General features: G+C 58.7%; 2 protein-coding genes. Both read right to left on the bottom strand.

The features are described from left to right. Positions 1–1,413, bottom strand: a 1,413-nt coding sequence (locus J7J33_05325; GenBank protein ID MCD6168698.1) for a hypothetical protein, incomplete at its 3' end; no start/stop codon positions are given. A gap of 516 nt (positions 1,414–1,929) precedes the next feature. Next, on the bottom strand, positions 1,930–4,119 hold the full coding sequence (locus J7J33_05320; protein ID MCD6168697.1) for a hypothetical protein: 2,190 nt from the start codon (positions 4,117–4,119) through the stop codon (positions 1,930–1,932). Positions 4,120–4,225 lie beyond the last annotated feature (106 nt).

Below are 4,225 nucleotides of genomic sequence, written 5' to 3'. Positions count from 1 at the left end.
GTAATAGGAGTGCCCAGCTCGATAAAGCCACAGATTTTCTAATGTCACGTTATCGGCCTTTATGGTAATGCCATCTTTGTCTGTGTCAGGGAATTCGATCTTGGGCCGATCGTCGCTGGGGTCTCCCTGTAGCGTCAATGTCTTGTCGATAGTTAGTACTTCATAGTATGTCCCCGCTGCCACATAAACTGTGCCGCCTTCGGCCACGGCGTCAATGCCGTCCTGGATTTTGTTGAAAGCATCGTAGCCCCAGGTGTGGCCATCGTTAGTACAACCCTCGCAGTAGTCAACGTCCACCCAGACCTCTGCCGGCGGAGCCATAGCCTTAAGAATGGGCTCATTGTCGTCGTGCGTTGTGTCCGTATAGTAAATGCCCCCAATGTAGCCGCTCTGTCCATCAATCCGCCCATAGGTTGAGTGTTCGTCTGCGGTCTGACCTGCTTCATTGGCGACATAGAAGAACGACCCGGGCCCAATGGCGATACCGGAAAGTGCGCCGTTGCCACTCTCCCCGTCAGGGTCAAGTTTCAGTTGCTCCCATGGAGGGGTCAGCGTTGTGACAAAGCTCATATCACTCTGTCTTAGCACCGTGATCGTACGCTCAGTGTACTGCGTGACGAAGGCATAGGTGTTATCGAAACCGATATCCATTGCATTGGGCACGGTCACGTATGTCAAACCGGTCCCGTCACTGTTGACTCTAAAGACCTTGCCCTCATCACAATCGGCCATCCAGATTCTGCCGGACCGGTCAACTTCCACACCGCGCAGATCCGACGCTCCAGTAATGGTTATCTCGCCAGCTTTGGTGATCTCACTGATTGCGTAGCCTGGGCCTTCAGTGATCTCAAAGCGGGTTAGTGTCTTGTTGGCCCGGTCGGTCACGTACAACACAAGGAAACCATCCTCCCGCGTAGCGGCTACACCTTCTGGCTTGCTGAGGCCATATGTCGTCCCTACCGGTATCGTAGTAAGCTGTGTGGCTAGGCTGGGATCGTAAACATAGATTCCCGCAGATCCCTCTGCCAGATAGACTCTTCCTACGTCGTCGGTTGCAATCGCTTTCCCTCGAAAGCCTTTGAGTACGGCAATAGTAGCGTCGATGTAATCGGGTATTGTCGTGTCGATCTTGCGGACCTGTTTGGCGCTAGCTCCGCTTGACGGGTTGTTGTAGCCGGCGTAGAGGTAACGACCATCGGGAGAGAGCGCCAACCCACGATTGTCTCGCGGGCCGCTAAATTGGCTGTCGCCAAACACCGACTGGCTCTGGTCGATCATGTACTGAACGGACCAGGACAGTGAGCCTAGCTCAATCGTAGCCGCGCTCGCACTAGAGGCCACTAGAAAAGACAGAAGGGCTACTAGCATCAGCCAGGTCAGCGCCAATCTGAACTTCCTTGTATTCGTTCTCATTTTACTTTTTCCCTCCTTCTTAGATTTTTATACCCAAGCTTTCCCTCCAATGAACCGCGCGCTCGAATACGTGCCCCTCCATTCTTTTAATCTTAAGTAAATCATCCCCTCCTTGTGAGGCAGAGAGTTGAACAGATGATGTGGAGAGCGACGATCAGAACAATCAACCGAACCAACTACCTTCTACGCCTGTTCACGCCTCTATGTTACATTATACACCCCAGAATGACGAGAGAGCTCCTTGTCCCGTTCTATCCTTACATCAACTGACTTGACAGGCCTGCTTACAGGGTGCATCTTGAAATGTAGAATCTACTCAGATTTATGGTTGTGGCGCCTTCAGCATGGGACAGCATAGCTGCGAGGCGGGGGTGTGGCTTTGTTCGGTAGACGAGGCGTTCTGTCTGTGAAACTAACTCCTGTGATGGTGCAATTGGAAACAGTGGTTTCTCGTGCCTCGCTGTAAGACCTGGCCCTGCATTATTGGATAGAGCGGTGGGCCGCTGTTGGCGCTTGCTAGCTTCCCTTGCGGGCTAGGAAATGGGGCGCACGTATGGCCCGGGGGATTGAAAGGAGCAGCCCAAAGGCAATGATTCCCGCCCCCGCCCCGATGGTCCAGTAGGGGAGAGCTGCGGGGATCTGAAGGTGGGTGGTGATGCCGAGGATCAGGGAAAGCGCAGGCGGCAGGATCAAAAGCTCGTTGTTCAGCGCTGTGATCGCACGTTCCAGCCCTACTCCCGCCGTGACCGCCCCCAAGGCAAGGAGCGTCCCGCCCCCGGCAATCAGGATCTTCCCAAGAGGGGAGAGGCTCGGTGCCCCTCCTGCCTTTACCTGTGCCCGATAGACCGCCCGCAGCGCCCACAGGCCGACCGCGCCCCCTGCCGCCGTGAACGCGGCCCGGAAGGTGGGGCTTGTGAGGAAGCGCAGCCACAGGTAAAACGGCCCCCGCACCGCGGCCGCCGCCAAGGGAAGCACGTTGAGCAGCACCAACGAGCCAAAAAGAGCCCCGGCAAGCCTGCCTCTCTCCCCACTTCGGGTGAGGAGGAGAAGCAGCCCCGAAAACACACCCACCACGATCGCCATGAGGACGAGGAACCGGGGCGAGAGGAAGGAGGACAGGGTGAGGTACCCCAGCGCCACGACAAGCGTCGGTCGCAACACCACCAAAAGCCAGTCCACGCGCCCAAAAGCAGGCACGCAGTCGGGAGCGGTCGTCCAACCTAGCCATAGGGCCCTCAGGCCCCGCTTCCCCGGGAAGTCCGGGAGGCGCCGGTACAGGGGGCCGCAGCCGAGGAGGAGCAGGAGCCCGCTCAGGAAAAGAAGCACCCGAGCCAGCCACGCCATGGTGGGGCCGCGCTCAGCGATGGCCATCCCGGCGTCGGCGGAGAAGAAGTTGTAGGCCGAAAAATCCAGGTCCTCCCCGAAGCGGGCAAGGTGGTCTTCCGCAAGCTCCTCAAAACGGGCGTAGGAGTCCCTCCAGTCGGAGAAGGCGGCCGCATCGCCTGTGTCAAGCCACTGGTAGTAGCGAAGGAAGGCTCGGCGGTACCAGGCCAGCGCCTCAAACAGGCTCTCCTCGTAATCTAGTGAGGCCAAGACCTTCGGATAAAGCTCGGGCTTGTGCCAGTTTGTGGGATCCACCTCCTCGGCCAGGGCCCGGAGCTTTCGGGCAACCTCCACGGCGCGGAAGCCCTCGGCGATGGCCTCCTCGATCCTTCCTTTGCACACCTGGTAGACCATGCTGAGGACGGAGACGGAGCCGTCCGGGATGTCCCACTGGAAGATCCACATCATCGGGTTTGTCTCCCGCCCTTGAGCGCGCACCCTGACGCGGGCGAACGGGCCTATGTAGAGGCCTTGCAGCACTGCCTCGCGCGACCGAAGCAGGATCTCCGTCATGTTGTGGACCGTGGTGGGATCGTTTCCGAAAGTCCTCCTCACCCAGTTCTCAGTCAGCTCCACTAGGTCCGCGCTGGGCTCCCACAGAAGGCGCGAGGTCACGTAGGCGTTAGCGTCGATCCATTGGCAGAACCCGTAGAGGGGGTACAGGGACATGGGGCCTGCCTGCTGCGGCCCGCCGTTCTGGTTCCACTGCCAGGCACCCACGATCTGGGGATTGGCTTCCCGGAGCTCTTTCAGGGCCAACTGATGAACCGGAGCCACATAATTTGGGAACGCGCAGAAGCCCTCGTATTCACGCCGGTTCTGGAGCTCCACTATCCGCTTCTGGGTGCCCTGGGTGAGGGTGGGGTTCAGGGGGAGGTAGCTATAGTAATCGCCCATGGCGTACTTGGTGGAGACGATTAGGTTGGGGGAATCGACCCCCTCTAGGATCTCCTTGTAAGCTTCCGGATCCTCGTGCATGTCCCCTACCTGGCCGAGGCCCACGGCCCAGTTGCGGAAGACGATGAGCTTGCCATGTGCTTCTGCCGCCTGAAGAAGGGCCCGGAGCATCGCCTGGACCGCCGGCACCGTTCGCACTGCAAGGACACTTGTGTAGTCCCAGCCGGGCACGTTGTAGACGGCGCCAGCCTCCCCGATGCGCACCATCAGGCCGTCCACGTAGGGCATCTTCTGGAAGAGCTCCTCGAGGCCCAGTCGGTAGACCTCCCAGAAGGCGGGATCTTCCGTGACTAGGCCCCCGAACCGCCTCTGAAAGTACTCACGGAGCGATGGGGTGAGGGCTACCATGTCGGTGTACAGAATCACCTCAAGCTCATCTTCTACAGTTGGGAATCAAAAGATGGCTTCCGAAGGGCACTATGACGCCTGGACATCTGTCTTGGCACCACGTGCTTCCCGGATCGCGGGCGGC

The organism is Caldisericia bacterium (assembly GCA_021158845.1).
Taxonomy (GTDB): Bacteria; Caldisericota; Caldisericia; order B22-G15; family B22-G15; genus B22-G15.
Note: the sequence above shows the minus strand (reverse complement) of the source record. Positions and strands in the feature narration are given on the sequence as shown.